The organism is Bacillus sp. NTK034 (assembly GCF_017303275.1).
GTDB lineage: Bacteria > Bacillota > Bacilli > Bacillales > Cytobacillaceae > Cytobacillus.
Map to the genome: position 1 here is coordinate 159,319 of NZ_JAFKOJ010000008.1, position 23,606 is coordinate 182,924.

Here is a 23,606-nt window from a genome sequence, read left to right on the forward strand (position 1 = left end):
AATGAACATTGAGTTAAAACCCGTCACAAGAGACAATTGGGAAGAAGTCATTAAGATGAAAGTAAAAGAATCGCAGCGTGATTTCGTTCCATCAGCGGCTGTTTCACTAGCAAAGGTATATATTAAACCAGATGGGGATGCAGTAGAATATATCCCATTCTCAATATATGACAATGAAAAAATGGTCGGTTTTATCATGCATGCTTATGAACCGGACACGATTAATATGTATTGGATAAACGGTTTTTTTATTGACCAGAATTATCAGGGCAGGGGATATGGCCGGGCAGCATTAGGCGAGATGATCTGCTGGATAAAAACGAAATTTCCAAAATGCGAGGAAATCCGCTTAACGGTTCATAAAGATAATCGCCACGCAAGAAGTCTGTATAAAAACTTCGGATTTATCCCGACCGGAGAGATTTGGGGAGAGGAAGAGGTTTACTATTTTTCGGTATAAAGGAGTTATTTATGATTAATGAAACACTGGAATTAAATAAGAAAAGCTGGGATGAAGCGGCTAAAAGGTTTTATGGGCGCAATCCGCTGCCTGAATATGGACCATTAGCGCCAACTGAAGATGACCTTCAATTGTTCGGAGATGTGCGCAGCTTAAAGATGCTGGAGATTGGCTGCGGCAGCGGGCATTCCCTAAAGTATTTGGACGAGCGAGGAGCAGGTGAATTATGGGGATTGGACTTGTCTTCCAGGCAGATCGAATCTGCAAAGGAACTTCTGGTAAATTCTTCTTCGCAGGTAAAGCTGTTTGAATCCCCGATGGAACAAAATCCGGGAATCCCTGCTGCATATTTCGATGTCGTTTTTTCCATCTATGCGATTGGATGGACCACGAATTTAGACAAGACGCTAAAAAATGTTCATTCCTACCTTAAATCAGGCGGGGTGTTTATTTTCAGCTGGGAACATCCGATGTATAACCGGATTAAGGCTGAAAATGGTGCATTAATTATGGATAAATCCTATCATGAGGAAGGCTCCTATCAGCATATAGCCTGGAACCAGCCTGCCATTATGCAGCAATATAAACTAAGTACATATATTAATTTATTAATAGAAAACGGGTTTGTGATTGACAGGGTAATTGAAGACGTAAGCCTTACTGAGGAAGATGTTCAGCGGCATACCAACCGCTGGTATTCCTATGAAAAAACCAAAGCTATACCCGCTGCTTTTATTATTAAATGCAGCAAGCTATAGAAGAAAAGGCGGATGAGACCGAATGACTTATCATATTAGAGTCAGAGCAGGTGCAGTTATTATCGAAAATAATTCGATTCTGCTGATTGAGTTTCAGGATGAAAGAGGCCTTCATTACAATTTGCCTGCAGGAGGGGCTGAACCTAATGAATCTGTTATTGATACAGTGAAAAGGGAAGCAAAAGAAGAGGCATCTGTGGATGTGATGGTCGGCCCATTGGCATTCGTTTATGAATACGCCCCTCACTTAAATGAATTCAGGTATGGGCAGATACATTCTCTGGGCTTAATGTTTGAATGCCAGTTAAGAGAGGGCTCACTGCCTAAAATGCCTTCAGATCCCGATCCTAACCAGACAGGAGTTAGGTGGGTGCCGCTTTCAGAGCTGGCCAATATAGTGTTGTATCCTAATATGAAAGCTCAAATCTTAGAATATGTAAAAAATAGAAGAAACATAGATTTTATCGAAGAACACACACTGGAAGTATACTCATTGGAGATAAAAAAATGAAGGAAGAAATCATGATTGACTGTGGTGAAGTAGTCCTCCGGGAATACCGGATGGAGGATGTCCAGGCACTCTATGAAATTACTTCCCAGCCGGAAGTTTATGAGTTTATTCCAGGTGCGCAGGCTACACTGGAACAGCGGGTGAACTGGATGGAGAATTATGAAATTCCGGCGAATGAAAAATTTAAGTCCTCAATGCCAGACCTGAAAGATGCCGGATTTTTGAATTTGGGGATCATTTTAAAGGAAACTGGAGAGTTTATAGGCTTTTGCAATACAGGAATAAAGGATGAATTGCCGGAACCGAACAGGGAAATTGGCTATGCCATCTCAAAGCACTGGCGGAATAAAGGCTATTCTACCCTTGCTGCAAAAGGGCTAATAGGATTTCTTTTTGAAAAGACGGCTCTTGAAATACTGAATGCTGTTGCATTAACAAGCAATGCCAGTTCCAATAAAGTTCTGCGAAAGTGCGGATTCAAGCTTGCTGGCGAAATAGAGATTGATGGAGAACCGTTTTTCCATTACATCATGAGAAAAACTAGGCATAAATAAATTCAAAGACACCCGCCATTCAATATGGGGGTGTCCCATTATTTTGGTTAAAGGTCAGATTTAGGATTTGTATTAAATGTGCCGTTTTTGTTTTCCTGTTCATGTCCGCGCACCTGGTCTCCGCCGTTTCCTTTTTCGTGTACCTTTTTGCCGCCGAGTTTTACGTTTGGATATTCTTGTTCCCGCATGGTATTCACCTCCATGTTAATTAAATTATCCATAAAGGAAAAAAATATATAAATTTTGGGGTTTTTAAATGGAAATAACACTTATCAGACATGGCAGGTCATCGCAAATGGATAATCACCGCATGAATAGGCGTGAATTTAAAAAATGGGTTGAAAGGTACAATCACTTAGGCATTCTTGAGGGTGAGACTTGTCCTGCTGACGTAATAGAAAAAGTGATTTCAGCACCTTTTTTACTCACAAGTGATTTAAATAGGTCAATCGAGTCGGCCAGAAGCATAAATCCATCTGCGAAAATACAAGCAGATCCATTATTCAGGGAAGCTGATTTCCCCATACCTGCCGGTAAATTTCCTGGTATGAGATTAAGGCCAAATACCTGGGCTGTTTTATTAAGATTACTATGGTTATGCGGCGATTCACAGGGCTGTGAATCATACAGAGATGCAAAGCTGCGGGCAAAGCAAGCATCATTAACATTAACCTCTATTGCAAAAGAACATCACTTTGCCGTTCTCATAGGTCACGGTTTTTTCAACCTTTTAATTGCAAGGGAGCTTCAAAAAGCCGGATGGGCTGGGAAGAGAAAAACAGGTTCAAAGCACTGGAATGCAGATACCTACATCTTATAAAGGAGGGGAAGGAGAATGGTAAAACCTAATCTGGCATCCAGATTTAAAACATTTGGACAATATGAATGTCACGGATCGAGCGGGCTTTATGAGTTCTTGTCTTATAAGATTGCAGAGGATGAAGAATTGCTGTGTTTGGCATCTGAAGCGAGAGAAGGCCAGCCTGTGCCGAATTTATTTCTTGGGGCCATTCATTATCTGCTTTTAAGCGGGAAAGAGCATGATCTTAAGGAATTCTATCCAAGTTTAGTGGAGAATCCAAGGAACGCTCTGGAATCTTTCAAATGCTTTAAAGATTTCTGCAGGATAAATTCACGGGAAATTGAAGAAATAGTAAAATCAAAATTAGTCCAGACGAACGAAGTCAGGCGCTGTGCTTACTTGTACCCGGTGTTTGCCTGGATCTTTCAGCAAACCAAAAAGCCCCTGGCCTTGATTGAAATTGGGACAAGCGCAGGCCTGCAGCTTCTTTGGGATAAATACAGATACTCTTATGGAACAGGAAAAACATTTGGGAATCCAAGCACGAACGTTCATTTAACCTCTGAAATAAAAGGAGGCCATGTTCCGATTTTACCGCCAGAAATGCCGCCGGTAGCTTCAAGAACTGGAGTTGATCTGCATATAAATGACCTGAATAATGGGGAAGATTTTCTATGGCTGAAATCACTTATCTGGCCAGAACACTATGAAAGAAGAACTTTATTCGAAAAAGCAGCCCAATGTGTTAAAGCAAATCCAATCAGCCTGATTGAAGGAGATGGAGTTGAGCTTTTGCCAATTTTGATTGAAGGAATACCTGAAGAACATTCAATTTGTGTTTTCCACACCCATGTGGCGAATCAAATGCCCCAAGAAGTAAAAGAGAACCTGCTTGCAAAAATAAAAGCAAGCGGACAAAGCAGGGATATCTTTCATCTTTATAACAATATCAAGGACCGGAATCTGCATCTTGATTATTATCTGGATTCCAAGGAGCACAAGAAATTAGTCGGCCAAACAGAGGGACATGGAAAGTGGTTCACATGGGAATTGATTTAAGCTGCATCATTATTTCGTACCGCTGAAATTTTGAAACTTGACATCATCTGTTATACTTATCTAGGTAAGTATATATTGTTTTAACCTATTAACAGATATATCTTGCAAATATTAAGTGATAGGTGGAAATACAAATGAGTCAAAAACCATACAGAGTTCTACTTTACTACATGTATGTTCCTATTGAGGACCCTGAGGAGTTCGCAAAGGAGCATAAAGCTTTTTGCGATGAGCTGGGCCTTAAGGGGCGTATTCTTGTTGCGAGTGAAGGCATAAACGGGACTGTTTCCGGACCAGTGGAACAGACAGACCGGTATATGGAAGCAATGAAGCAGGATCCGCGCTTTGCGGAGATGGTTTTCAAAATAGATGAAGCAGATGGACATGCATTTCCTAAGATGAAAGTTCGTGCACGTCCCGAGCTTGTAACTCTTCGCCTTGAAGATGATGTGAACCCGAACGAGGTTACAGGCAAATACCTGGAGCCAAAGGAGTTCTTCGAAAGACTTCAGGATGAAAACACAATTGTATTAGATGCACGAAATGATTATGAATATGATCTTGGCCACTTTAGAGGGGCGATCAGGCCGGATATCAAAAATTTCCGCGATCTGCCGGATTGGGTGCGTGAGAATAAAGAATTGCTTGGCGATAAAAAGATCATTACGTATTGCACAGGCGGCATCCGCTGTGAAAAGTTCTCCGGCTGGCTTGTAAAGGAAGGATTTGAAGATGTAGCACAGCTTCACGGAGGAATTGTCACTTATGGAAAAGATCCGGAAGTACAGGGACAGCTATGGGACGGTCAGCTTTATGTATTCGATGACCGCATTGGCGTTCCTGTTAACCAAAAGGAGCATGTAATTGTAGGCAAGGACTACTTCACAGGTGAGCCTTGTGAACGCTATGTCAACTGTGCAAATCCTGCATGCAATAAGAAAATCCTATGCTCTGAAGAAAATGAGCATAAATATATGCGCAGCTGTTCTGATGAATGCCGAACGCATCCTAGGAACCGTTATGTAGCTGAACACGGTCTTTCCGAGTCAGAAGTGGAAGAAAGATTAGAAAAAGTAAGAGCGTAAGAAATTTGGAGCAGATTTTCCTTTAGGAAAACTGCTTTTTTTTATTGGAAATTTCATAAAAACTGATATAATATTCTTAAAATTTTTTATGAGGTGGGTGGGATATGGAGAATTTACTGTTATTTCTGTTTATGTCGTTTCTGCTTGTCATTTTGCCGGGACCTGATACTGGAATCTTAATACAAAACACGATTTCTAGCGGGAAAAAAAGCGGCATTAAAACGATGTTCGGATCTGTCGCTGGGCTGATGGTCCATACAATGGCTGTGGTATTTGGCTTATCGGCATTAATTGTAAAGTCTGCTTACATTTTTTCTTTTATTAAGTATGCTGGTGCGCTATATCTTATTTATTTGGGCATCGTTTCGTTAAAGTCTCTATCGAATAAGCAAGAACCAGCTGATACGGATAGAAAGCATAAGAAGAACAAATCGCATTTTCTGCAAGGATTTTTTACTTGTGTGTCCAACCCAAAAGTAGCTGTGTTCTTTTTAACATTCTTTCCCCAATTTTTAAGTACGGAAGGGAATCACTTTGCGCAATTTCTTGCGATGGGCTTAATATATAGTCTTATTACAATCATCTGGTTCTTTTTCTATGTATATCTGATCGACTTCTTCAGGGCCTGGCTGAAAAAACCTTCTGTTAATAATGCAATTCAAGGAGTTTCTGGTGTGGTTTTAATGGGCTTTGGCATTAAATTGGCACTTGAGAAACAGCCTTAAGAAGGGACTGCTTAACCTCTAAAATAGGTTAAAGCAGTTTTTTTATTGGATTAATTGATCCTTTGTCAGCGGCCCGCCTTTTGGCAGCTTTTCAATGGCCGGAAGATACTTCGAAAGTATGAGCACTCCATCGAGATCTCCTTCTAATAAGAATTGGTATATGAATAATGTTACCAAATCATGCATAATAATAGCCAGCTATGAGACATTAACAAATAAAAAGGATTCTGCTCATGATTGGACTGATAATAGCTGCCATTCTTTTTAATTTCATTGCATTTACAACAAAAAAACGTCTGACTAAGAATCAAATTTTACATATATGGACATTCACAATTTCAGCTCAGCTGATATTTGATGTCATGATTGAGTTTAAATATTGGGGATACTGGTACTTTGACAAAGAGCCAAATTGGGGAGGACTGCTGGCACATATTGTACTGGTTCCCCCAGTAAATATGATGTTTCTGAATTGGTATCCTTTCAGAGGAGATCTTATTAAACGATTTTCTTATATTATTTTTTGGGTAGTTGCCATTCTGCTGTATGAAGTCATCGCTTTATTGCCCGAGCCCTGGGGATATTTTAATTATGGCTGGTGGAGAATATGGCATGCAGCATTAGTCGATCCATTGCTGCTAATATTGATACTCAAATTCTATAAGCTGATTACAAGGCTGGAAGGGGAACTTAAATAACAGTGTATAAATGATGTTCTAAAAGGGGGATTTGCTCTCCCTTTTTTGTGTTAGATGAAATGATTTATGGCAGATGACTGTGATACAATTTAGTAATACATATTCCCGGAAGGAGAACGTTTGTGGATATTAAATTGACTCACAAATTAATAAAAGAAATGTGCGGTACTGTCTCCTTCAAAAGAGGGGACGCTTTTTTCCGTAATAAGAGGGTAACAATAAATAATTACGATGAGGAGATTTGTGAAGCAACAGTATCTGCTGGTGAAGATTTTTTCGTTTCGGTCGAGAAAACATCCGGAAACAGTTTTAAGATATTGTGCAGCTGTCCAAAGCTGGCTTCGTTTGATAAAGAATGCCAGCATGCAGCGGCTGTGCTGCTGGCAATTTATGATATGCAGCAGCACAGATCGCCTATGATAAAGGATTCAGCAGTCACCCTTAGGGTTTCTCCCGAACACGTCTTAACTGATGGTCTCATGACACTTTTCAGTGAACAGCCAAGAAGGTCAAGCGGACACCAGCTTCATTTTGAAAACAGGCAGGTGCTCCATCCAGAATTCACATGTGTGCCTGTTCATTTGGGGAAGGGGCATTATTTGCTAGCAGTAAAATGTACCATCGGTCAACTCGCTGTCCTTGATATCCGGCAATTTCTTCACTCTGTAAAAGAGGGGAAGCCAAGCCCATTATCATTGTCTTTTACCTATGACCCCGCTTTGCATTGTTTCCCGCCAGAGGCTGATGCAGTCCTTCAGCAGCTGATACAGCTTATACACGATGAATCCATTTATATAAAGGCTTTAATGGATGATTTCGATTATACTGCGACCAAGCATATGCTCTTAATCCCTCCATCATCGTGGGAACGTTTGAAGCCTGTTTTGGCGCTCGCTGAGAAAGTAAGGCTTGAGATAATGGGAAAGACATTTGAAAGGATGGCCTTTTCAAAGGAACGGCTGCCTTTAAGGTTTGAGCTTAGCGAAAAAGAAGAGAAATGTTATTTAAATGTTTTTGGCCTGGATCGAATGCTGATCCTGGATTCGTATTATGCTGTTCTATCTGGCGGCAAATTAATCACGCTCAATAAAGAAGATTGCCAGCGTTTATATGATTTAACACAAATGCTGGAGTCAGCCGGGAGAAGACAGATTCCGGTTGCTGCTGAACAAATGGAACTGTTTCTGGAAAAAGTTGTCCCTGGACTGAGAAAGCTGGGGGATGTCCATATTTCTGAAGACATGTCACAAAAATTTATGAAAACACCTTTGGTTGCCAAGCTATACTTAGATCGCCTGCGGAACCGGCTTCTGGCAGGAATTGAATTTCACTATGAAAATATCGTGATCAATCCGCTTGAAAGTAGAGAGCCGAAAGGCGGCACGCGGATTATTAGAGATGTGGAATTAGAGGATGAGATCCTTCAGCTTATGGAGGAAAGCTCCTTTGCAAAGACGGATGGCGGCTATTTTCTGCAAAATGAAGAGCTGGAATATGAATTCCTTTATCATGTTGTCCCTAAACTGCAAAAACTGGTGCAAATATATGCCACTACTTCTGTCAGAAATCGTATTTTCAGGGAGAATGCCAAACCGCAGATACGGATAAAAATGAAAAAAGAGCGGACGAATTGGCTGGAATTCAAGTTTGAATTGACCGGCATAGCTGATCAGGAGATACGGGATGTATTATTTGCACTTGAGGAGAAACGGAAATTCTATCGCCTGAAAAATGGCGCGCTCCTTTCTTTGGAAACAAAAGAATTTGAGGAAATCCAGCGTTTTCTGAAAGCTGTGCCCCAACAGGCTGAGGATCTGGAGAGCGGTTTGAACATGCCGATTGTATCTGGTCTTAGAATGCTGGAGGCAGCTAGTGATCAGGAGATGTTCCGCCATGAGGAATCCTTCAGGGAGTTTTTAGAAGAGCTTCAGAATCCATCATGCCTCCAGATTCCTGTGCCGGAATTCCTGAATCCTATTTTGAGGGAATACCAGAAAAACGGCTTTAAATGGTTAAAGACAATGGCGCATTATGGATTTGGCGGCATTTTGGCTGATGATATGGGACTGGGGAAGACGCTGCAAAGCATTGCTTTTATTCAGTCTGACCTTAAGGAAATTCGGGACTATACCGGTCCTGCACTTATTGTGTGCCCTTCATCCTTAACATATAACTGGTTAAGCGAACTGACGAAGTTCACACCGGACATCCAGGCAATTGTCATCGATGGAACTCAAAATGAACGGGCTGAGCTTCAAACGGATTTATCTGGCATTGATGTGGTGATTACTTCCTACCCCTTGGTGCTTAAAGATATTAAATGGTATGAAATGCAGGATTTTTACACGGTTTTTTTCGACGAAGCACAGGCATTTAAAAATCCGGTAACCCAAACAGCGAGAGCAGTAAAGAAAATTAACGCCAAGTATCGCTTTGCTTTAACAGGCACACCCGTTGAAAATTCTGCGGAGGAACTGTGGTCTATTTTTCATGTCGTCTTCCCTGAATTGTTTGGCGGCTTAAAGGATTACGGAAATTTAACAAGGAAGACGATTGCCAGAAGGGTTCGTCCCTTCATGCTCAGGAGGCTGAAAGAAGATGTTCTTTCAGAGCTGCCTGAAAAGATGGAGCTTATTGATTCTGCTGAATTGCTGCCGGATCAGAAGAAGCTTTATGCAGCTTACCTGGCAAAACTGAGAGAAGATACCTTAAAGCATTTAAATAAAGATACACTCAGAAAAAACCGCATAAGAATCCTTGCTGGTTTGACACGGCTCCGTCAAATTTGCTGCCACCCTGCTTTATTTGTGGATGGATATAAAGGGAGTTCAGCAAAATTTGAACAGCTCAAAAGAATTATCGAAGAATCCAGATTGTCTGGAAGAAGAGTGCTTATTTTTTCGCAGTTCACTAAAATGCTTGATCTTATTGGCCGGGAACTTGCCCTTCTGGATCTGCCGTTTTTCTATCTGGATGGACAGACACCTTCCGCGGAAAGGGTGGAAATCTGCCGCCGATTTAATGAGGGAGAGCGCGACTTTTTCCTGATTTCATTGAAGGCAGGCGGTACGGGTCTAAATTTGACTGGTGCAGATACAGTCATCTTATATGATTTGTGGTGGAACCCCGCCGTTGAGGAACAGGCAGCCGATCGGGCTCATCGCATAGGACAGAAAAATACTGTCCAGGTAATAAAATTATTGTCGAGAGGCACCATCGAAGAGAAGATGAATGAACTTCAGGATAAAAAGAAAAACTTAATTGAAGAAATCATCGATTCGAATGAAAGTGCAGCCGGAAGACTGACGGAAGAAGATATACGCGAAATATTAATGATCTAAAAGGAGAAATACCATGCCTGAAAATAATCTGAAGGGGAGCAGCTTCCCTGAAAAGCTGGCAAAGCCAGCAGTGCGTGCACTTGAGGGAGCGGGCTATTTTTCACTGGAACAGCTAGCCGGTGCCTCTGAAGCAGAATTGCTGGAACTTCACGGAATGGGACCAAATGCCATGGCAAAACTTCGCAAGGCAATGGCAGACAGAGGTTTGACATTTAAAGTTTAGAACGGAAGACGCGACTCTTGAGACGCGTCTTTTTTATGCTGTTTTCGTATATTTTGGTGCTTTTTAATTACTTAGTTTAATTTGCTGAGTTGATCTTCGCTGTGGGCACTTGATCCTCGAAAATGCTGACGCATTTCCTTCGTGCGTTGTTGGTTCGATGAAGTTTATTCAGTGTCCTGCGGGAGCAGCGGGACAGGTGAGGCCCCGCAGGCGCAAAGCGACGAGGAGGCTCACCGCACGCCCCGCGGAAAGCAAGTGCCCCGTGCTGAAATCAACGGGCTGAATTCATGGGCAAAAACAACAATCTATTAGAAAGATTCCTTTTTAATCTATCAGACTAAAGGAGGAATTTTCCAAAAGTTAGAGAAATCCTTAGTATTAATAATTTGGAGGGATTCATAATGTGTAAAGTTGTTTCGCAGGAGTTTAAAGCAACGGTCATAAGGAGCAAGGGTCTTTTTAAGGAATATGCCCATCTGGTGCCTGAAGCAGCTCAGAACTTCTTGAAGCAGGGACACCTTGTACAGCATAGCAGCGGAATTGAAGTGTCCATTTATGAACCTAAGAGAGGGGAAGCCCACTTAGAAGGAATATTTTTTACCGGTTACTTAGTTCGTGAAAAAGCTGATACATTACCAGATGGGATGGAGTATTTGGAGGTGCAGCATAAGTATGCATCCATTAGAGGGAAGGCAGCTAAGATGGGCGATTTGTATGCGCGGCTAACTAACTGGATTAATGAGCAGGGTTATCAGAGTGAGTCCTTTGATCATTATATTTTGGAAGTTTATTATCCTATTGAAAATGAGGATGAGGATGTAGAAGTATATATTCCAATTAAAAACTAACCGCTCAAACTCTGAGCGGCTGCCTTTCTTAGATCTCTTTCGACGAAACCGGGAGAAAAAGCTTTATTCCCCTTTTATTAAATGGAAGCAATTTAATATCGGCTAACAAATGGCTTATATAACCGGCGAGGCATGTATAAAATACACCCTCTATGCCAAGCGATGCTTCAAATTTTGCAGAGATGAATCCGAAAAAAATAACACCCAGGATAGAATGTGTATAACTGCGGTGGGAAACGAAGGAAGCTATCAATATATAAATCCCAAATAATATCAGCCAAAGTTCCTGCAAAGAGATGCCTCCCGCCAGGACGCCAATTCCCGTAATGGTCAGCATATGCTTTTGCCTGATTTTCGCAGAAATGGCGGTCATGCTGATTCCTATAGCGATTCCCAGCCATTTCTCTTTCGGCGAGCCTTCATAGAAGCTATATATGATCATTAAAATTCCTATGATTTGGGCAACAGTCCGAACGACTTCATGTGATAGTGTTAGCCGGTCACGAAGTTTTCCATCAATGTCGAGGTCCGGGATTAATCCAGAAACGCTCCCCAGTCCTACTAATAATAGAGTTGTGGATGGGCTGGCATGAACAGTGTTCGCAACCACGTATCCTGCTGCTGCTCCTATTGCTGCATGGGCGGTGCCATTCAAAATAATTTCCACCTTTATGAGATATTTGCATTTTTTTCATGCATTCTTATATTATATCAAAACATTTGTTCTGTTTAGAGGTTAATAAATTATTTTTTATTTCAGGACTAAATTCCCTCTGCAGTTAATTATCCTGGGCATACTTAAAACAGTTCATGGTATAATCAATACATTGAGCTATAAGCATACATATTAGAATTTGTATCTAAGGAAGGTATTTATGTCAGAGGAAAACATAACGAGGATTCATTTAAATGGCAAGGAATACATACTGGTAGGAACAGCACATGTTTCAAAGCACAGTGCAGAACAGGTGAAGGAAGTCATTGAGGCTGAACAGCCTGACTCTGTTTGCGTGGAATTGGATGAACAGAGATATCAGTCGATTACAGAAGGCAGCAAGTGGAAGGAAATGGATATCATTCAGGTCATTAAGGAGAAGAAGGCATCACTGCTTTTAATGAATCTGGCGATTTCATCCTTTCAAAACCGCATGGCTGACCAATTCGGCATTAAAGCCGGCCAGGAAATGATCCAGGGAATTGAATCAGCCAAGGCTGCCGGGGCAAAGCTTGTTCTGGCGGACCGGAATATCCAGATTACCTTTGCCAGGATTTGGGGCAACCTCGGATTAAAAGGAAAATCCCTGCTTCTAAGTCAAGTAATAGCAAGTATTTTCAGCAAAGATACCATAACTGAAGAAGAACTTGAGAAAATGAAAAATCAGGATACGATAAATGCGATTCTAAATGAATTTACAGATAGTTTTCCGCGATTAAAGAAACCGCTCATTGACGAGCGTGATCAATACCTGGCACAAAAAATTAAAGATGCACCAGGAGAAAAAATAGTAGCGGTGCTTGGGGCAGCCCATGTACCGGGGATCAAAGAGGAAATCAAAAAAGAACAGGACATGGCCAAATTGACTGAGCGTCCTCCAAAATCCAATGTTCCAAAGATCATTGGCTGGAGTATTCCGGTGTTTATTTTAGCCATAATCGCCTATACATTCTTCGCAAACCCTTCTGCGGGTCTTGCACAGACTATCAGCTGGATTATCTGGAATGGTTCCTTGTCAGCACTGGGGGCTGCCATTGCAATGGGACATCCGCTGACAATTTTAACTGCCTTTGTTGCAGCGCCAATTACATCATTGAATCCCCTTCTTGCAGCAGGCTGGTTTGCCGGACTGACTCAGGCTTATATGCGGCGTCCGAATGTAAGGGATTTTGAAACCTTAACTGAAGATGTATTCAGTGTTAAAGGATTCTGGAGAAACAAAGTAAGCCGGATTTTATTAATTGTTGTTCTATCCAATTTGGGAAGCTCATTGGGTACCTTTATTGGGGGAGCTGATGTAATCAGAGTGTTTTTTGAAAATTTATGATTGGCGAGTTTGAGGTGAAACCCAGGTGGTTTCACCTTTTTGGTTCTTTGAATCATTTTTTTAGCATGGTCTAAACGAGTTTGGAGTGTCTTAGGGTTAAGGTAATAGGAGAAGAACCTCTTATCGCACTAAATATGAAGCAGGAAATTTTTTAAATAAATCAGAGAAGGGCGGGAAAGAATATATCAGACAAAGTGCTGGAGGGAAAGATATGCCTGGCGGAAATAATGAAGACAAGCTTACTGCAGCTGAACACGCAACCCTTTGGTCCCAATATGTGAATGATAGTCTTGCTGTTTGTATCCTGCGGTATTTCTTAAACCATGTAAAGGACAAAGAGGTCCGTAAGGTACTCGAATATGCCCTTAAATTATCAGAAAGCCACATAAAAAAAATTAAAGGGTTTTTATCTAGAGAGAATCAGCCTATACCTGTTGGTTTTACTGACAAAGATGTTCATGTGGATGCCCCGTTATTATTTACTGATATTTATATGGGGGTATACATACATATTATGGCTATACATGGGGGGACAAGATATGCAGGTGCCTTAGGCAATGCTACCCGGGCAGATATTAGGAAGTATATGAGGCAGGTTATCGATGAAACGATGGAATTACATGATCGTTCTTCAGATGTTTTGATTCACAAAGGAGTAATTGTCAAACCGCCGATATTGAACAACCAACAGGAGATTGACTTTGTAGAGAGACAGAGCTACTTAACTGGATGGTTCGGGAAGCGGAGACCTATAAATGCGATTGAAATCAGCGGAATTTATGTGAATATGCAGAAAACGATGATGAAAATTGTTCTGGAACTCGGATTTGGACAAGTTGCCCAATCTAAAGATGTTCAAAAATATATGGAGAGAAGCAGACAAATATGCCGCAAACATCTTGAAGTTTTATCCGGGATATTAACGCAGTCGAATTTGAATATCCCGAGGACTTTTGAGGCAGAGGTAACGGATTCCACGATACCCCCCTTTTCTGATAAACTTATGATGTATCATATCTCAACCCTCCTATCTGCTTCTATAGGCTATTATGGGGAAGCGATGTCCATGGCCCAGCGGAGGGATATTTCAGCAAGCTATGCACGAATGATTGTTGAAATTGGATTGCTGGCAGAAGACGGGATGAATCTCCTAATAGAACAAGGATGGTTCGAAAAACCGCCTATGGCAACTGACCATGAAGATTTGTCAAAGAAAAAGTTTTGAGAGGGCCAAGTATTAGGTGGTTCCTCAAATGTTTATAGCCATGAGGTCCAGCCGCCTGTTTATAGGCAGCCGGACACATTATGTTTATCTATCTGCTGCAATCGCCTTTCTTTTATAAAGCAGCGATCCCAAAAGGAAGGTGATTGCTCCCCAGATCACCATCACGCCTATTCCTGCCCAAAGTGCTGCTGTAGCAATGCCGGTTTCATACACCATGCTTTCCCGTAAGCCTTCAGCAAAATAGGTCAGCGGCAGGATGCTTGATATTGGCTGGATCCATTCAGGCATCGTTTCAATTGGGAAGAACACTCCGCTTAAAAACATCATGAGAAAGCTGCAGATATTGGCTACTCCCATATAAGCTTCTGTTGTTTTGCTGAAAGATGAGAAGAAGTAGCCAAGTGCATTAAAGGATAAAGCTCCTATCAGGAATACGATAATCAAGGTAAAAGGATTTATATAAAGATTGGCGCCAAATACGAAGACTCCTATTAAGGAAAGCAGGATAATCTGAACAATACTGAACAAAAGCCTCATTACCATATCGCTTAAACCGAAGATGCCCATATTTGCCGGTGTCATTCGCAGCCTTTTGATTAACCCTTTTCTGCGCATTTCCACCAGATCCACCATGCCAAACATGCCGCCCTGGGCAATGGATAATGCAATCATCCCGGTTAAAAGGAAATCTGTATAATCCAGTTCATTGGTGCCTGATGTAATCGATTCATATTGCAGATCATATTTCGGAGAAGCACCTGCAGCCATTAAATTGGCCTGCTGGACAAACTTATCCAGTATGCCGGAAATGGCCTGGGCTGCTGCACCCTGTTCATTTTCTTTATTTATTACAAGGAAAACAGAGGAAGCTTCTGCTGACTCCGGCAGGATGATGGCGGCAGCCACTTCCTGATCTTTTACCCATTCCTCCGCTTTATCCCTTGTGACAGGCTTACCTGATTTGACTTCAAAAACGGGAAGTCCGCTGATTTGTGTAAGCATCATCTCTGAAGCAGGATTCGGGTTTGAATCCACCACAGCCACTTCAGTTTTAAACTTTTCATCCGAATTTCCGCTGAAGATGACCATAAATATAACCAATAAAATAACCGGGAAGAAGATGCCCCAGAACCATGCCTGTTTTTCTCGAAGAGTTAATTTCAGCTGTGCCAAAAACATCATCTTAAATTGATTGAATCTATTAATCTTAATCCCTCCATTCTTTGCCGGTAAACGCAATAAACACATCTTCCAGGCTCATTTCCCTTATGGAGACCTGTTCCACCCCGTATGACTTTTCTTTTGTAAACTTAAATAAGTCCAAAAGGGTTTCTTCAGGCTTTGCTGCCCATATTTTCAGAGTTGCCCCTTCCCGTTCCGTTCTGGATACGGATTCCAGATCCTTCGAGAATATATCAGCATCCTCTGCGGCACCTTCGCCATCTAGAAAACTCAATCTTATTTCCCGTTCATCTGTAAGTTTCTCTATGAGTGCGGAAGGGGAGTCAAGTGTAATCACGTTCCCCTGGTCCACGATGCATACACGATCACTTAATTTCTCTGCTTCTTCCATGTAATGAGTGGTAAGGATGGTCGTTTTGCCTAGTTCTTTAAGATAAAGAATGATATCCCAAATGTTTCTTCTGGCCTGTGGATCAAGGCCGGTAGTCGGTTCATCCAGAAATATAATTTCAGGGTCACTAATCAGCGCCAGTCCAATGGCAAGTCTTTGCCTCTGGCCGCCTGAAAGTTTTTTTACATGATTTTTGCGGTGCTCAGTAAGATTGACTATTTCCAGTATTTCTTCCGTTGGTCGGGCATCGTCGTAAAAGGAAGCAAAAAGGTTCAGGTTTTCTTCGGGTGTTAATAAATCAAACATGGCACTCGACTGAGGCTGGACGCCAATTTTCTTCTTTATTGACACTGCATGCTTTTTCCAATCGAGCCCGCCAAACTGTATTTCACCATTATCGGGTGAAACAAGGCCCTCGATCATTTCCAGTGTAGTCGTTTTGCCAGCTCCGTTTGGACCGATAATCGTGAAGACTTCCCCGGCATTAACCGAGAAACTTATATCCTGGACAGCCTTTATTTGGCCAAAGGATTTTTGTAGATTCCTTACCTTTAACACAGTCATTCATTTTCCCCGCTTTCATGACAAGTTGGATGTCTCTATCCTGCAAAATTCCTAACCTTCTATTTAATACGTTACTAATTTTGAAAAAATTCACTTTTTTAGTAAACTTAATATATCGATCCTTGTTCCATAATATGGGACGAACCGATATAGAAAAGAAGATTGCTGTGTTTTAAAATGATATGTGAAAGGCTTTTTCTATCAGAAATTAGGGGAGAAGTGAAAATGAGAGAACTTCCAAAAGTGGTTGAAGATTTATTAAATGAGTACATACATTTAGTAAATGAATATATGCCCAATCAGCTTGCAGGCTTATATTTGCACGGATCGCTTGCACTGGATGCTTTTGTGGAAGGATCAAGCGATATTGATTTTATTGCGGTTACACAAAGCGGTTTAACTGAAACAGAATTGAAAAAGGCTGAGGAGATTCATAGGGTAATAGCAGACAAATATCAGTTTCCTGAGATGGATGGGGTTTATTTAACTCAAAATGACCTGGGAACGCTTGGTGAATGTTTCTTTTATAATAACAGGACAATGAATTATGGACACTTCCTGAATCCGGTCACCTGGTGGCTTTTAAAAAGGAAGGGAATTGCCATTTATGGGGCTATTCCGGCTATAGAGATAAATGACAATGATTTGGTTTCATACACTTACGAGAACATGAATACATATTGGGCAAATCGAATCCGGACATTCGAGAAATCGATTGATGAACTTACACAAATAGACGACTCTGAGATTGATAAAGAAGTTGAATGGACGGTGCTCGGCCTATTGCGCCAGTTTTACACATTGAGAGAGAAGGATATTATCTCTAAGCAAGGGGCCGGGGAGTACTCATTAAAGCATTTGCCGGAAAAATGGCACCCAATCATAGTGGATGCCATCAATATTCGCAGAGGTGAGGAAAAGAGACATTATGCAAGAAAGCGTGATCGAATTGAAGAGACTATTAAGCTGTCAAAATATCTTATCAGCCAATCAGCAGCAATCAAAAACAGGTGAGCTTCCCTTGATATGAAGCTCACTTCAGTGAGGCCGCTATGTCATCCTCATTGGTGTGTTCAAGTTATGGCTATCCCGATAGGATCGATAAGAGACAAATTTTTTTCCGTGTGAGGATCCATCCAATTGAAGAATCCGTTCATTAATTGTTTCCATATACAGAAAGTCATCATTCGCATTTAGATGATAAAAAGTGTAAGTATTTCCAAGGAGTTCTTTCTTTGTTATTTGTGTGTCGGGATGCTGAAGGATGAAATCTGAGAGCTGCTTAACAGTAACGGAAGGAATGTCTGCCATTTCATAAAGCTTCCCTTTAAGATTGGATTTTAGCTTGCTTACGGCACTCATTGCCTTTTCTTTATATTTATTCCTTGACATGAAGTCACTCCTTAATAATGAGATATTAAGAATAATTTCCATTTGCAGAAAGAATAAACATTAATGGCAGGAAAGTCAAGAACAGCAGCAAATGATAAAATATTGCTGAAATCTTTCCTGTACTTTGAACGATAGGATGTGCGCGTTTTGCCTAAACAAATGTGTAATTTAATACCCGATTGTGAAAATTGTTTCGGGCTTTGCTGTGTGGCCCTGCCATATGCAAAATCTGCTGACTTTGCTTTTGATAAGGAAGCAGGTAAGCCCTGCCACAATCTGCAGGCTGATTTTCGCTGTCAAATACATGCAGACCTCAGGGAAAAAGGCTTCAGAGGATGCACCTCATTTGAATGCTTTGGAGCAGGCCAAAAAGTATCACAACACACTTTTAAGAATAGAGACTGGCGCAGCTATCCCGGACTTGAGAAAGAGATGTTTGATGTGTTTCCAATTATGCATCAGCTTCATGAAATGCTTTTCTACTTAACAGAAATTCTACATTTGGAAGCCGCTAAGCCTATTCATGGTGAAGTCAGAGAAATTTTGGACAAAACAGAGGATTTAACTAATATGGAACCGGGTTTAATTATGGCTGTTGATGTCCAGGCACATAGGGAAGAAGTCAATAAGCTGCTTCTAAAAGCCAGTGAGTTTGCCAGGAAGAACTCTGGTTTGAATCAAAAATCCGCGAAAAAATATAGCGGCAGAAGAGATTTTATCGGAGCCAAATTAAGCGGTGAGGTGTTTTGCGGAGTGAATTTAAGAGGATCCTTATTTATTGCAGCTGACCTTCGCAAAGCTGACTTAAGATACACGGATCTTATTGGTGCAGACTTTAGGGACGCAAATTTAAGCGGAGCCAATCTAATGGGAAGTATTTTTCTAACACAGGCTCAGGTTAATTCAGCAAAAGGGGATATGTATACGAAGCTGCCAAAGGGTATACAGAAACCGCAGCATTGGGTGAATAAAAGGGAAAGAAGAGAAACCGAATGACACAGAACGAAATCGTGCTGGTTGTCAGCACATCAATTATACAAGAAGGCAAAGTGCTGATGATAAAAGAGAATAAAGCCACAGTAAAGAATAAATGGAATTTCCCGTCTGGCCATGTTGAAAAAGGGGAAGATATCCTTGCGGCTGCCTGCAGAGAAGTTAAAGAAGAAACGGGCCTGGATGTAAACCTGACCCATACCACTGGAATCTATAACTTTATCAGCAGTACGAACCATCAGGTCATCTTATTTCATTTTATCGCTCAAATTAGAGGGGGCTTTTTACATCTTCAGGAAGAGGAAATTGCCGATAGCACGTGGGTGAACCTGTCAAACCTTAATAGCTTGAAAGACGAGGAGCTTCGCGATGCCAAAGTCATAAGGCAAATCCATGATGCTGTAAAAGCTGATAAACTTTATCCATTAGAACTGTTTCAAACAAAGTTAAGCTGATAAGGGAATCGAAAAAATTAGGTGGGGTATGAATGGAGTTTAAAATTAAGAATGATTATTTTAATAAAGCTGTTGGAGAAGTAAGCAGTGCAATTTCTGCCAAGACACCTTTTCCTATTTTAACCGGGATTAAGCTGACTGCAAGTGAGAACCTTTTAAGACTCACCGGAAGCAACTCTGATATTGTGATTGAAAAAGTCATTCCTGCTGCTGCAGAAGGGCTGGAAATAGTAAAGACCGGGAGTGTTGTAGTAACATCCAGAATCCTGACAGAGCTAATTAAAAAGCTGCCTGGTGATATACATATCAAAGTCAATGAAAAGCATAAGGTGACAATCATATCAGATGAAATTATCACATATATTAATGGTTTTCCAGCTGAACAGTATCCAAAACTTCCTGAAATTGAAAATTCGCACGGGATCGAAATTTCAGCTGCTAAATTATCGGGAATGATAAAGCAGACCGTGTTTGCAGTTTCCAAGAATGATACAAGGCCGGTGCTCACAGGCGTGCATATGATTGTTAAAGAAAATCACTTTTCGTGTGCGGCAACTGACTCACATCGATTAGCATTTCTGGAGACAGGAATCGTTTCTGCTTCCCAAGGGTCTTTCATTGTTCCCGGCTCCAGCCTTAAGGAACTTTTAAAGCTATTGGCTCATCAGGACGAAAGTGAAATACAAATCTTCTCATCTGAGAGCTATTTAGTTTTCAAAACAAATTCAATCATGCTCTGCTCACGGCTTATAGAAGGCAAGTATCCTGATGTAACAGGACTGATCCCTAATGAAGCGAAAACAGTTATAAAACTGGATGCAAAGAAACTATTAAAGGGAATTGACCGCGCCTGCCTGTTTGCCCTCGAGTGGAAGAATAACAATGTCCTCTTGGAGATAAAGGAAGAAACATTGAAAATTTCTTCTGTTTCCTCTGCCATTGGTAAAATTGAAGAAACACAGCCTCTATTAGAAATCATTGGCGAGCGGGAACTATCCATATCGCTTGATGGAAACTTTTTGATGGATGCCCTAAAAGCTATACAGGAAGAGTATGTTCTTTTATGCTTCAGCGGTTCAATGAAGCCTGTTATAGTCAAGCCTTTCAGAGACGGGTCGTATATTCAGCTTGTTTCGCCCGTCCGTTCGTATTAACAGCTGTAATTAATCTTTTGCACCATTCACCAGCAAGGTCAGCTGGCGGATGGTGCTTTTTTATGGCTTACAATTTCAAGTCTATATTTCCATTTCCATCCATTATAAAATAGAAGGGATGTCAAACTTAAGAAATGCAGATTCAATCTTAAGAAATTCTTAAGATTTCTATTACATTAATGTTAAGATTTTGCGTTTAGTATAAAAATATGAAAAGAGCACCTTGAAAGCAGGGGAATTATGGATAACTATTATGTACTTGTCGTAGATGATGAAAAAGAGATAAGAGATGCCATTGAAATTTATCTTAAAAATGAAGGCATTACCGTCTTGAAGGCGAAAGACGGAATCGAAGCTCTGGAGATATTGAATGAGAACCAGGTGCATCTGATCATTTTGGATGTCATGATGCCAAAGCTCGACGGCATTTCTGCTACATATAAAATTCGCGAAAAGAAAAACATCCCGATTATTATTCTGAGCGCCAAAACAGAGGATACAGATAAAATCCTGGGGCTGCAGGTTGGAGCTGATGATTATGTGACCAAGCCTTTCAATCCCATGGAATTGGTTGCCCGTGTGAAATCGCAGCTGAGAAGATATGTGACATTCGGAACGTTTGAAGGAGTTAAAAAGGTGATCGATCTGAACGGTCTAATGCTGGATAAGGAAGCAAAAGAAGTGAGTGTTAATGGCGAGCCAGTGAAAATGACTCCGATCGAATATAAAATTGTGGAACTTTTAATGACAAATGCCGGGCGCGTATTTTCCATTAATGAAATTTATGAACGGGTATGGAACGAGCCGTACTATAACGCAGAAAATACGGTTGCAGTCCATATTCGGAAAATCCGGGAAAAAATTGAAATCGATCCGAAGAATCCAAGATTTTTAAAGGTGGTATGGGGAATTGGATACAAGATGGAAAAATAAATTCATCATTGCGATGATAACGGTTTTATTTGCTTTCGGAGCGAGCGGCGTTTTATCTGTTCTGATAAACGGAAGGGAATATGCGAACCCTGACTATTATCATACAAATCAGTTCAGAAGCGACTTGGATCAGTATGCCGGATACCTGGAAATGTTTGAACTGAATAACATCACACTGGAAGAAGCCAAGAAAGCGATTGAGGTGACGGAAGAGGACATTAATGAACATCGCTATCGTTATGGTACTCTGCCTGAACAAATAGATAATATTAGAAACCAATATGAATATAGAATCCAAGAGGCAAAGGACACTGAAAATAATGAATTTGCCAAGGCTTTGACCGATCAGATGAACAAAAGAATCGAAGATATTACGAAGAACTTTGAGAGTGATGAACACGTACGGCCTAAGGTAATGAAAGAAAAAGAAGAAAAAATAGAAGAGTTTTTCAAGGAAAAAGAACAATTGCGGGATCAGTACGATTTTTATGAGGATTCATTTACCTATTATTTTGAGGACACTGCTACTGGTGAAGTGTACACCAATTTAACTTTGTCCAAAAATGAGTCTCCGGATGAAGTAATGAAAAAAGAGATGGTATATCATACCGACTACACCATGGACAAAAATTATTTCCTTCATTTTATCATGGGGGGATATGAGGAGTATGAACAGTCGCTGACAGAATCGCAATCAGGCTACTTTAAGGGTCAAATAGGCCTGGATAAAAATCTTCCTGATTCAAATATGTTCATTGACCAAAATAATCAATTCAAACAAAAGCAGATTGTATTATTCGTTTATGGCGGCTCAGCTGTTTTGGCCGTTATCGCTGCATTGATTGCTGGCAGAAAGTCAAAGGCCCTATCAGCTGAAATTAAAAGGTGGGAGCCTTTATATAATAAGCTGCCTATAGACTTAAGAATAATCTTTCTGGGATTTGCTGTAATGGGCAGCATTTTGGCGCTCTTTCTGATAAATGATTTTCTAATAGACTCCTACAATATCCTGCCGCGTATTATTGAATTGATTATTGTGCTTCTGGGAGCATCGGTTCTTTGCGGTCTGACAATTGTGCAGCTGAAATATATTGCTGATGAATTTAAAGACTGGGAAAAAGCAAAGGCAATTTTGAGAAAGAGTCTGGTTTATAGAGCGGCTTGTGGTTTGAAATCCAGCCTGCAGGAAGCCTTTTTAAACCGGAGTACAGGAACTCAGCTGTTTGTTGTTTTAATCATTATCTTTGGAATGGGAATGGGTTCCATTGTCATGTTCTTCCATCCGCTATTTGCCCTGTTTTATGTAATGGTCTTAGCGCTTGCTGGTATTCCGCTATTTATGGCACTAATCAGGCGCGTAGGCTATTTCAACCGAATTGTCGACACCGCAAATGAATTGGCAACGGGTCACATGGGACAGGATCTGCCGGTTAAAGGAAAAGGTGTTCTCGCTTCACTCGCAGGAAATATGAATGTATTGAAGCAGGGCGTAAAAACATCCCTTAGCGAGCAGGCAAAAAGCGAAAGGCTGAAAACGGAGCTGATTACAAATGTCAGCCATGATTTAAGAACACCATTGACTTCAATTATTACGTATACAGAGCTTCTGAAGTCAGGTGAGGTTTCACAAGAAGATCGCTCAGCCTACCTTGAAATCATTGACAGAAAGTCAAAACGATTAAAAGTTTTAATTGATGATTTATTCGAGGTCTCAAAGATGGCAAGCGGCAATATCGAGCTTAGGAAAGAAAGAGTGGACCTCGTCCAGCTGCTGCAGCAGGCTCTCGCGGAGCATAATAACGCGATTAATGAATCTAACCTTCATTTCAGAGTAACCAAGCCTGATCATCCGGCAATCGCATTTGTAGATGGTCAAAAGCTCTGGCGAGTCTTTGATAATTTAATTGGCAATATACTGAAATACTCATTGGAAAACTCACGGGTTTATATAGCGATAACGAAAGTGAAAGGCCAGGCAGTTATAACGTTTAAAAATGTTTCTAAATATGAATTAGACGATCAAAGTGAAGAACTGTTCGAGCGTTTTAAACGAGGAGATAAATCAAGGCATACAGATGGTTCAGGTCTTGGCCTCGCCATCGCCAAATCGATTATAGATCTTCATGATGGAAATCTTGAAATAGATACAGATGGTGACTTGTTCAAGGTGAGCATTTCACTGAATATAGAGGAGTAAGGGAAGAGGATGAA

At 40.9% G+C, this 23,606-nt stretch carries 26 protein-coding genes; 20 read left to right on the plus strand and 6 right to left on the minus strand.

Features of this window, described 5'->3' with window-relative positions; all coding sequences use genetic code 11:
- Position 1: 1 nt before the first annotated feature.
- The 4 genes from JI665_RS21025 to JI665_RS21040 are packed head-to-tail and all read left to right on the plus strand — an operon-like array spanning position 2 to position 2,283.
- A complete protein-coding gene (locus JI665_RS21025; RefSeq protein ID WP_206843719.1) occupies positions 2-460 on the plus strand; it encodes a GNAT family N-acetyltransferase in 459 nt (152 codons plus the stop codon).
- An 11-nt stretch (positions 461-471) separates the two neighbouring features.
- A complete protein-coding gene (locus JI665_RS21030; RefSeq protein WP_206843723.1) occupies positions 472-1,218 on the plus strand; it encodes a class I SAM-dependent methyltransferase in 747 nt (248 codons plus the stop codon).
- 22 nt (positions 1,219-1,240) lie between these two features.
- A complete protein-coding gene (locus JI665_RS21035) occupies positions 1,241-1,729 on the plus strand; it encodes an NUDIX domain-containing protein (protein WP_206843726.1) in 489 nt (162 codons plus the stop codon).
- Positions 1,726-2,283 (plus strand): GNAT family N-acetyltransferase, encoded by a 558-nt coding sequence (locus tag JI665_RS21040; RefSeq protein ID WP_206843729.1) that lies wholly within the window; start codon positions 1,726-1,728, stop codon positions 2,281-2,283. Before JI665_RS21035 ends, JI665_RS21040 begins: the two co-directional genes overlap by 4 nt.
- Positions 2,284-2,330: 47 nt before the next feature.
- Here the strand turns inward: JI665_RS21040 and JI665_RS21045 are convergent, their stop codons facing one another.
- Entirely contained in the window at positions 2,331-2,471 is a 141-nt protein-coding gene (locus tag JI665_RS21045; protein WP_169799759.1) for a hypothetical protein, read from the minus strand.
- Between the two features lie 68 nt (positions 2,472-2,539).
- Between JI665_RS21045 and JI665_RS21050 the strand changes: the two genes are divergently transcribed.
- The 4 genes from JI665_RS21050 to JI665_RS21065 all read left to right on the plus strand — a co-directional run bounded on the left by JI665_RS21050 (position 2,540) and on the right by JI665_RS21065 (position 5,954).
- Positions 2,540-3,103, plus strand: a complete 564-nt coding sequence (locus tag JI665_RS21050; protein WP_206843732.1) for a histidine phosphatase family protein — start codon at positions 2,540-2,542, stop codon at positions 3,101-3,103.
- A gap of 15 nt (positions 3,104-3,118) precedes the next feature.
- Complete coding sequence (locus tag JI665_RS21055; protein WP_206843735.1) at positions 3,119-4,144, plus strand: DUF2332 domain-containing protein; 1,026 nt, start codon at positions 3,119-3,121, stop codon at positions 4,142-4,144.
- A gap of 134 nt (positions 4,145-4,278) precedes the next feature.
- Complete coding sequence (locus tag JI665_RS21060) at positions 4,279-5,229, plus strand: rhodanese-related sulfurtransferase (RefSeq protein ID WP_206843738.1); 951 nt, start codon at positions 4,279-4,281, stop codon at positions 5,227-5,229.
- A gap of 104 nt (positions 5,230-5,333) precedes the next feature.
- Positions 5,334-5,954, plus strand: coding sequence for a LysE family translocator (locus tag JI665_RS21065; protein ID WP_206843740.1), 621 nt, complete (start codon positions 5,334-5,336; stop codon positions 5,952-5,954).
- 42 nt (positions 5,955-5,996) lie between these two features.
- Here the strand turns inward: JI665_RS21065 and JI665_RS21070 are convergent, their stop codons facing one another.
- Positions 5,997-6,140, minus strand: coding sequence for a hypothetical protein (locus tag JI665_RS21070; protein WP_206843989.1), 144 nt, complete (start codon positions 6,138-6,140; stop codon positions 5,997-5,999).
- 47 nt (positions 6,141-6,187) lie between these two features.
- Here JI665_RS21070 and JI665_RS21075 point away from each other — a divergent pair, with 47 nt between their 5' ends.
- The 4 genes from JI665_RS21075 (at position 6,188) to JI665_RS21090 (ending at position 11,064) form a co-directional block, all read left to right on the plus strand.
- Positions 6,188-6,652, plus strand: a complete 465-nt coding sequence (locus JI665_RS21075) for a hypothetical protein (protein WP_206843743.1) — start codon at positions 6,188-6,190, stop codon at positions 6,650-6,652.
- A 122-nt stretch (positions 6,653-6,774) separates the two neighbouring features.
- Positions 6,775-9,993: a DEAD/DEAH box helicase gene (locus JI665_RS21080; protein WP_206843746.1), complete on the plus strand. Its 3,219-nt coding sequence runs from the start codon at positions 6,775-6,777 to the stop codon at positions 9,991-9,993.
- Positions 9,994-10,006: 13 nt separating this feature from the next.
- Entirely contained in the window at positions 10,007-10,216 is a 210-nt protein-coding gene (locus tag JI665_RS21085) for a DNA-binding protein (RefSeq protein WP_206843749.1), read from the plus strand.
- Positions 10,217-10,617: 401 nt separating this feature from the next.
- A complete protein-coding gene (locus JI665_RS21090) occupies positions 10,618-11,064 on the plus strand; it encodes a GyrI-like domain-containing protein (protein WP_206843753.1) in 447 nt (148 codons plus the stop codon).
- Positions 11,065-11,092: 28 nt separating this feature from the next.
- Here JI665_RS21090 and JI665_RS21095 read toward each other — a convergent pair whose 3' ends face one another.
- Positions 11,093-11,719, minus strand: coding sequence for a metal-dependent hydrolase (locus JI665_RS21095; protein WP_206843755.1), 627 nt, complete (start codon positions 11,717-11,719; stop codon positions 11,093-11,095).
- Between the two features lie 220 nt (positions 11,720-11,939).
- Between JI665_RS21095 and JI665_RS21100 the strand changes: the two genes are divergently transcribed.
- Positions 11,940-13,106 (plus strand): TraB/GumN family protein, encoded by a 1,167-nt coding sequence (locus JI665_RS21100; RefSeq protein ID WP_206843757.1) that lies wholly within the window; start codon positions 11,940-11,942, stop codon positions 13,104-13,106.
- A gap of 211 nt (positions 13,107-13,317) precedes the next feature.
- Positions 13,318-14,331, plus strand: coding sequence for a DUF3231 family protein (locus JI665_RS21105; RefSeq protein ID WP_206843758.1), 1,014 nt, complete (start codon positions 13,318-13,320; stop codon positions 14,329-14,331).
- An 84-nt stretch (positions 14,332-14,415) separates the two neighbouring features.
- Here JI665_RS21105 and JI665_RS21110 read toward each other — a convergent pair whose 3' ends face one another.
- Positions 14,416-15,579 (minus strand): ABC transporter permease, encoded by a 1,164-nt coding sequence (locus tag JI665_RS21110; RefSeq protein ID WP_244671270.1) that lies wholly within the window; start codon positions 15,577-15,579, stop codon positions 14,416-14,418.
- Positions 15,539-16,468: an ABC transporter ATP-binding protein gene (locus JI665_RS21115; protein ID WP_206843761.1), complete on the minus strand. Its 930-nt coding sequence runs from the start codon at positions 16,466-16,468 to the stop codon at positions 15,539-15,541. Before JI665_RS21115 ends, JI665_RS21110 begins: the two co-directional genes overlap by 41 nt.
- A 225-nt stretch (positions 16,469-16,693) precedes the next feature.
- Between JI665_RS21115 and JI665_RS21120 the strand changes: the two genes are divergently transcribed.
- Entirely contained in the window at positions 16,694-17,482 is a 789-nt protein-coding gene (locus JI665_RS21120; protein ID WP_206843763.1) for an aminoglycoside adenylyltransferase domain-containing protein, read from the plus strand.
- Between the two features lie 36 nt (positions 17,483-17,518).
- Here the strand turns inward: JI665_RS21120 and JI665_RS21125 are convergent, their stop codons facing one another.
- Positions 17,519-17,860, minus strand: a complete 342-nt coding sequence (locus JI665_RS21125; RefSeq protein WP_206843765.1) for a hypothetical protein — start codon at positions 17,858-17,860, stop codon at positions 17,519-17,521.
- Positions 17,861-18,019: 159 nt separating this feature from the next.
- On the opposite strand from JI665_RS21125, the gene JI665_RS21130 reads away from it, so the two are divergent.
- From JI665_RS21130 to JI665_RS21150, 5 genes are all read left to right on the plus strand, one after another.
- Positions 18,020-18,856 (plus strand): pentapeptide repeat-containing protein, encoded by an 837-nt coding sequence (locus tag JI665_RS21130; RefSeq protein WP_206843984.1) that lies wholly within the window; start codon positions 18,020-18,022, stop codon positions 18,854-18,856.
- Positions 18,853-19,308, plus strand: coding sequence for an NUDIX hydrolase (locus JI665_RS21135; RefSeq protein ID WP_206843768.1), 456 nt, complete (start codon positions 18,853-18,855; stop codon positions 19,306-19,308). Before JI665_RS21130 ends, JI665_RS21135 begins: the two co-directional genes overlap by 4 nt.
- A 32-nt stretch (positions 19,309-19,340) precedes the next feature.
- Entirely contained in the window at positions 19,341-20,462 is a 1,122-nt protein-coding gene (dnaN, locus tag JI665_RS21140; RefSeq protein ID WP_206843770.1) for a DNA polymerase III subunit beta, read from the plus strand.
- A 240-nt stretch (positions 20,463-20,702) separates the two neighbouring features.
- Complete coding sequence (locus JI665_RS21145; RefSeq protein WP_206843773.1) at positions 20,703-21,395, plus strand: response regulator transcription factor; 693 nt, start codon at positions 20,703-20,705, stop codon at positions 21,393-21,395.
- The gene (locus tag JI665_RS21150; RefSeq protein WP_244671271.1) at positions 21,373-23,592 is read left to right on the plus strand and encodes a sensor histidine kinase; all 2,220 of its coding nucleotides are present in this window, start codon (positions 21,373-21,375) and stop codon (positions 23,590-23,592) included. The genes JI665_RS21145 and JI665_RS21150 overlap by 23 nt, the downstream gene beginning before the upstream one ends.
- Positions 23,593-23,606 lie beyond the last annotated feature (14 nt).

Coding starts and splice junctions, on each gene's coding strand:
- JI665_RS21025 (WP_206843719.1), top strand. CDS start 2: ATGAACATTGAGTTAAAACCCGTCACAAGAGACAATTGGGAAGAAGTC.
- JI665_RS21030 (WP_206843723.1), top strand. CDS start 472: ATGATTAATGAAACACTGGAATTAAATAAGAAAAGCTGGGATGAAGCG.
- JI665_RS21035 (WP_206843726.1), top strand. CDS start 1,241: ATGACTTATCATATTAGAGTCAGAGCAGGTGCAGTTATTATCGAAAAT.
- JI665_RS21040 (WP_206843729.1), top strand. CDS start 1,726: ATGAAGGAAGAAATCATGATTGACTGTGGTGAAGTAGTCCTCCGGGAA.
- JI665_RS21045 (WP_169799759.1), bottom strand. CDS start 2,471: ATGCGGGAACAAGAATATCCAAACGTAAAACTCGGCGGCAAAAAGGTA.
- JI665_RS21050 (WP_206843732.1), top strand. CDS start 2,540: ATGGAAATAACACTTATCAGACATGGCAGGTCATCGCAAATGGATAAT.
- JI665_RS21055 (WP_206843735.1), top strand. CDS start 3,119: ATGGTAAAACCTAATCTGGCATCCAGATTTAAAACATTTGGACAATAT.
- JI665_RS21060 (WP_206843738.1), top strand. CDS start 4,279: ATGAGTCAAAAACCATACAGAGTTCTACTTTACTACATGTATGTTCCT.
- JI665_RS21065 (WP_206843740.1), top strand. CDS start 5,334: ATGGAGAATTTACTGTTATTTCTGTTTATGTCGTTTCTGCTTGTCATT.
- JI665_RS21070 (WP_206843989.1), bottom strand. CDS start 6,140: ATGCATGATTTGGTAACATTATTCATATACCAATTCTTATTAGAAGGA.
- JI665_RS21075 (WP_206843743.1), top strand. CDS start 6,188: ATGATTGGACTGATAATAGCTGCCATTCTTTTTAATTTCATTGCATTT.
- JI665_RS21085 (WP_206843749.1), top strand. CDS start 10,007: ATGCCTGAAAATAATCTGAAGGGGAGCAGCTTCCCTGAAAAGCTGGCA.
- JI665_RS21090 (WP_206843753.1), top strand. CDS start 10,618: ATGTGTAAAGTTGTTTCGCAGGAGTTTAAAGCAACGGTCATAAGGAGC.
- JI665_RS21100 (WP_206843757.1), top strand. CDS start 11,940: ATGTCAGAGGAAAACATAACGAGGATTCATTTAAATGGCAAGGAATAC.
- JI665_RS21105 (WP_206843758.1), top strand. CDS start 13,318: ATGCCTGGCGGAAATAATGAAGACAAGCTTACTGCAGCTGAACACGCA.
- JI665_RS21110 (WP_244671270.1), bottom strand. CDS start 15,579: ATGTGTTTATTGCGTTTACCGGCAAAGAATGGAGGGATTAAGATTAAT.
- JI665_RS21115 (WP_206843761.1), bottom strand. CDS start 16,468: ATGACTGTGTTAAAGGTAAGGAATCTACAAAAATCCTTTGGCCAAATA.
- JI665_RS21120 (WP_206843763.1), top strand. CDS start 16,694: ATGAGAGAACTTCCAAAAGTGGTTGAAGATTTATTAAATGAGTACATA.
- JI665_RS21125 (WP_206843765.1), bottom strand. CDS start 17,860: ATGTCAAGGAATAAATATAAAGAAAAGGCAATGAGTGCCGTAAGCAAG.
- JI665_RS21130 (WP_206843984.1), top strand. CDS start 18,020: ATGTGTAATTTAATACCCGATTGTGAAAATTGTTTCGGGCTTTGCTGT.
- JI665_RS21135 (WP_206843768.1), top strand. CDS start 18,853: ATGACACAGAACGAAATCGTGCTGGTTGTCAGCACATCAATTATACAA.
- dnaN (WP_206843770.1), top strand. CDS start 19,341: ATGGAGTTTAAAATTAAGAATGATTATTTTAATAAAGCTGTTGGAGAA.
- JI665_RS21145 (WP_206843773.1), top strand. CDS start 20,703: ATGGATAACTATTATGTACTTGTCGTAGATGATGAAAAAGAGATAAGA.